This window comes from Leisingera sp. G5_S3_59_S7 (assembly GCF_054968485.1).
The window spans coordinates 1-4,707 of sequence record NZ_JBQKUH010000109.1; the positions used below are offsets into that span (position 1 = coordinate 1).

General features: G+C 64.8%; 5 protein-coding genes. 2 read left to right on the plus strand and 3 right to left on the minus strand.

Annotated elements, in window-relative coordinates; all coding sequences use genetic code 11:
• Positions 1-9: 9 nt before the first annotated feature.
• The gene (locus ACTRWG_RS22635; protein WP_027235396.1) at positions 10-516 is read right to left on the minus strand and encodes a MarR family winged helix-turn-helix transcriptional regulator; all 507 of its coding nucleotides are present in this window, start codon (positions 514-516) and stop codon (positions 10-12) included.
• A 76-nt stretch (positions 517-592) separates the two neighbouring features.
• Between ACTRWG_RS22635 and ACTRWG_RS22640 the strand changes: the two genes are divergently transcribed.
• On the plus strand, positions 593-1,468 hold the full coding sequence (locus tag ACTRWG_RS22640) for an EamA family transporter (protein WP_027235397.1): 876 nt from the start codon (positions 593-595) through the stop codon (positions 1,466-1,468).
• A 6-nt stretch (positions 1,469-1,474) separates the two neighbouring features.
• On the opposite strand, the gene ACTRWG_RS22645 is transcribed toward ACTRWG_RS22640, so the two are convergent.
• Positions 1,475-1,930 (minus strand): hypothetical protein, encoded by a 456-nt coding sequence (locus tag ACTRWG_RS22645; RefSeq protein ID WP_245597353.1) that lies wholly within the window; start codon positions 1,928-1,930, stop codon positions 1,475-1,477.
• A gap of 145 nt (positions 1,931-2,075) precedes the next feature.
• Complete coding sequence (locus tag ACTRWG_RS22650; protein ID WP_027235398.1) at positions 2,076-2,558, minus strand: RNA pyrophosphohydrolase; 483 nt, start codon at positions 2,556-2,558, stop codon at positions 2,076-2,078.
• 139 nt (positions 2,559-2,697) lie between these two features.
• On the opposite strand from ACTRWG_RS22650, the gene ACTRWG_RS22655 reads away from it, so the two are divergent.
• On the plus strand, positions 2,698-4,707 hold a 2,010-nt coding region (locus ACTRWG_RS22655; protein WP_462829977.1), incomplete at its 3' end, for an FAD-dependent oxidoreductase.

Sequence of the window (4,707 nt, forward strand, 5' to 3'; positions counted from 1 at the left end):
TTCGCCGGTTCAGCCGGAATGCTTTGTTTCAGACCGATCAGCTGCTGCCTGGGCCTTGCTCAAAAGCCCGGTCAACGCTTCCACCTCCGCAGCGCTCAGCCCTGCCAGAAGCCGTTTCTGGGTCTGCACATGTGCTGTCACCGCCCGGTCGATCAGCGCAAACCCCTCCTCCGTCAAGCCGACCAGGAAACTGCGGCTGTCCTCCGGGTTCACGTCCCGCTTGACCAGCCCGTCCGCCTCCAGCCGGTCGATCCGGTTGGTCATGGTGCCGGAAGCCACCATCGTCGCCTTCAGCAGTTCACCCGGCGACAGCGTGTAGGGCGCACCCGACCGGCGCAATGTGGCCAGCACATCGAACTTGGCCGCATTCAGCCCGAATTCGGCAAAAGTCTTATGCATCTCGCGCTGGTAAGCCAGGTACAGCCGCGCCACCCGGCCGATAACGCCCATGGCCGTGACGTCCAGGTCCGGCCGCTCTTGCCCCCATTGCTGGGTGATAAAATCCACATGATCCATGGCTACCGGTTTAAGCCTTTACATCTTGACGTCAAGATAAAAACCATTATCTCGACATCAAGATAAGGAGAGACACATGCCCATCCGCACCCTTCTGCTGACGGCGCTGGCCCCTGCCATCTGGGGCAGCAGCTATATCGTGACGACGTCCCTGCTGCCTGGCCATTCGCCGCTTGTGGTGGCCCTGCTGCGGGCGCTGCCTGCCGGGTTGCTGCTGCTGGTGCTGGTGCGCCAGCTGCCGCCGCTGAATTGGCTGCCGCGCCTTATGGTGCTGGGCGCGCTGAACTTCTCGCTGTTCTGGGTGCTGCTGTTCGTCTCCGCCTACCGCCTGCCGGGCGGAGTCGCCGCCACCCTGGGTGCGGTGCAGCCCCTGATCGTGGTGTTTCTGTCGGCCCTGTTACTGAAAACGCAGATCCGCGCCGCCGCCGTCGCTGCTTCTGTGCTCAGCATTGCGGGCGTGGCCCTGCTGGTTCTGACGCCTGCCGCCAAGCTTGATACGCTGGGCGTGCTGGCGGGTCTGGGCGGAGCGGCGTCGATGGCGGCAGGCGTGGTTCTGACGCGAAAATGGCAGCCGCCGGTGCCGCCGCTCACCTTCACCGCTTGGCAGCTCACCGCGGGCGGTTTGCTGCTGGTCCCCATTGCGCTTTGGACGGTGCCGGAGCTGCCTGTCTTCACCGCCGCCAATATCGCAGGGCTCGCCTATATGAGTCTGATCGGCGGGGCGCTGACCTATATCCTGTGGTTCCGGGGTCTCGCCCGGATCGAACCCTCGCAGGTTTCGCTGCTGGGCGTGCTGAGCCCGCTGTCGGCAGTGATCCTGGGCTGGCTGCTGCTGGGAGAGACGCTGACGCCCAACCAGATGCTGGGCGCGCTGCTGGCCCTGTTCAGCCTGTGGCTCGGCCAAGCCCGGCTGCAGCGGCGCGCGAATCGCGCCACAGCGCCGGCAGAGTAACTCCCGTCACCGCGGCATCGCAGGCTCACAGGCCCCGCCGCGGTGGCACTCCAGCACCTGCCGCCGGACCTCAGGCGTATCGCCAAATGCGAAACCGCCGCAAGCACCCGCCCGGATCACCAGTTCCTGCCCGCGCTGTTCGGCGAAGAACACATAATCCGCACCGGACTTCATCCCGCCGCACCAGGGGCCAAGGCATTCCACCTCCAGCATCGCCGGCACATTGACCCGCCCTGAGAAATACTTGCCCTCCAGCATCTTGCCCGAAATCTGTGCCGGGATCCTGGTCAGCGGCGGGGTCTCATTGGGATTGTCCGAATGCGATTGCGGCAGCAGGCTTTCGTCGAACCGCAGTTCGCCCGCGATGACATTATAGGCGCTCTCTGATGCAGCAGCTTGCAAATAGGCGTCCGCAGGCCCCCAAGGCAGGCAGCTGAGGGCCGCGGCGGGAGTTACAGACATTACCGGCAACAAGGCTGCGGCGAATACGCCTAGGGCAGCGCCTGACCTTAGGAAGGTGCAATGCGCCTTCCCATTGTGAAGGTCAGGCGCTGCCCGGCCTGCCGGCCGGGCGAAACATCCGTACAAGAACCGCGGGAAATGCATCTCACAAAAACTCCTGGAACTCTTCCACCACCCGCGCATAGACCTCACGCTTGAAGGGCACGATCTTCTCCACCAGGCTATCGACCGGCTGCCAGCACCAGGCAGAGAATTCCGGGTGGTCGGTTTCGATGTTCACTTGCTCATCCGTTCCCAGGAACCGCATCAGATACCACTTCTGCTCCTGCCCGCGGTATTTGCCGCCCCAGAAACCGGGCACCACGTCATGCGGCAGGTCATAAGGCAGCCAGCCATCGCTCTCTGCGATGATCTCCACCAGCTCCGGCCCCACGCCGGTTTCTTCCTCCAGCTCGCGCAGGGCCGCGATCCGCGGGTCCTCGCCCTTGTCGATCCCGCCCTGCGGCATTTGCCAGGCGTCCTTGTACCGGTCCTTGCGCTGCCCAACGAACACCGCGCCCTCTGCGTTGATCAGCATCACGCCTACGTTGGGGCGATAGGGCAGCTTGGCAATCTCTTCCGGCGTCATCCGGCTCTCCTCGAAATGCGTTTCCCTGAACCTTAGACCGCTTGCCGCCGGGGCACGCAAGAGGGTGACGCGGCGTTTACACGTGACAAGCCGGCCTTCGCGGGGCGATCCTAGCGGTAACTGCCAGGGAGAGTTTTAGATGACTGCGTACCCCAATCTGCTTGCCCCGCTGGATCTCGGCTTCACCCAGCTCAAGAACCGCGTGCTGATGGGCTCCATGCACACCGGGCTGGAGGAAACCGGCGACTGGAACCGGGTGGCCGAGTTCTATGCCGCCCGCGCCCGCGGCGGTGTCTCCTTGATGGTGACCGGCGGCATCGGCCCCAACCTCGAAGGCTCGGTCCTGCCCGGTGCCGCGATGATGACCAGCGCCAAGGACGTCGCCAATCATTCCGTGGTGACCAAACGCGTCCACGAGGCCGGCGGCAAGATCGCAATGCAGATCCTGCACGCGGGCCGCTATGCCTATGGCCCCAAATGCGTCGCCCCCAGCCCGGTGAAATCGCCGATCTCCCCCTTCCCGCCGCAGGAGCTGGACGAGGCAGGCATCGAGAAGCAGATCGCTGACATCGTGAACGCCGCGCAGCTGGCACAGGAAGCCGGCTATGACGGGGTCGAGATCATGGGGAGCGAGGGCTACTTCCTCAACCAGTTCCTGGTCACCCATACCAACAAGCGCGAGGACCGCTGGGGCGGGTCGTACGAAAACCGCATGCGCCTGCCCATCGAAGTGGTGCGCCGCACCCGCGAGGCCGTGGGCCGCGATTTCATCATCATCTACCGCCTGTCGATGATCGACCTGGTGCCCAACGGCTCCACCCACGAGGAAGTCGTGCAGCTGGCGCAGGAGATCGAAAAGGCCGGCGCCACAATCCTCAACACCGGCATCGGCTGGCACGAGGCGCGCATCCCGACCATCGCGACCAGCGTTCCGCGGGCGGCCTTTGCCTGGGTCACAAAGAAGCTGATGGGCAAGGTCGGCATTCCGGTGATCACATCGAACCGGATTAACACGCCGGACGTGGCGGAAGAGGTGCTGGCGGACGGCTGCGCCGACATGGTGTCGATGGCGCGGCCGATGCTGGCGGATGCGGATTTCGTCGCCAAGGCCGAAGCAGGGCATGCGGACCAGATCGCCCCCTGCATCGCCTGCAACCAGGCCTGCCTTGACCATACATTCAGCGGCAAGCTGACCTCCTGCCTGGTCAACCCGCGCGCCTGCCACGAGACCGAGCTGGTGATCGAACCGGCCGCGGCCGCCAAAACGGTGGCCATCGTCGGCGCTGGTCCCGCCGGTCTGTCCACCGCAGTGACAGCGGCGCAACGGGGGCACAAAGTCACCTTGTTCGACAAGTCTGAAGAGATCGGCGGCCAGCTCAACATGGCCAAACAGGTGCCGGGCAAGGAAGAATTTTGGGGCCTGGTGGACTGGTACCGGGTGATGGTTGCTGATGCAGGCGTCACGCTGGAACTGGGCCGTGAGGTTTCGGCGGATGATCTGACCGGTTTCGACGAGGTGGTAATTGCCACCGGCGTCCTGCCGCGCGATCCGGCCATCCCGGGCCAGGACCGGGACAATGTGCTGAGCTATATTGACGTGCTGCGCCACAAGAAGCCGGTCGGCCAAAAGGTCGCCGTGATCGGCGCCGGCGGCATCGGTTTTGACGTCTCCGAGTTCCTCCTGGAAGAGGGCCACAGCCCCGCCACCGATCTGCCCGCCTGGATGAAGGAATGGGGCGTCGCCGACCCCGCTGAGCATCGCGCGGGCCTTGCCCCCGAGGGTCCGCAACCCGCCGCCCCTGCCCGTCAAGTGACACTCCTGCAGCGCAAGGCCGAACGCCACGGCAAACGCCTCGGCAAGACCACCGGCTGGATCCACCGCGCCACGCTCAAGATGAAGGACGTCGAGTTCCTGGGCGGCGTGAACTACGAGAAAATCGACGAAGAAGGCCTGCACGTGAGCTTCGGCGAGGCCCGGGAGAACCCGACGCTGGTGCCGGCCGATACCATCGTGCTGTGCGCGGGCCAGGTGTCCGAGCGGTCGCTGGCAGATCAGCTGGAAGAACGCGGAATCACCGCCCATGTGATCGGCGGTGCCGACGTGGCTGCGGAACTGGACGCCAAACGCGCCATCAACCAGGGCACGCGG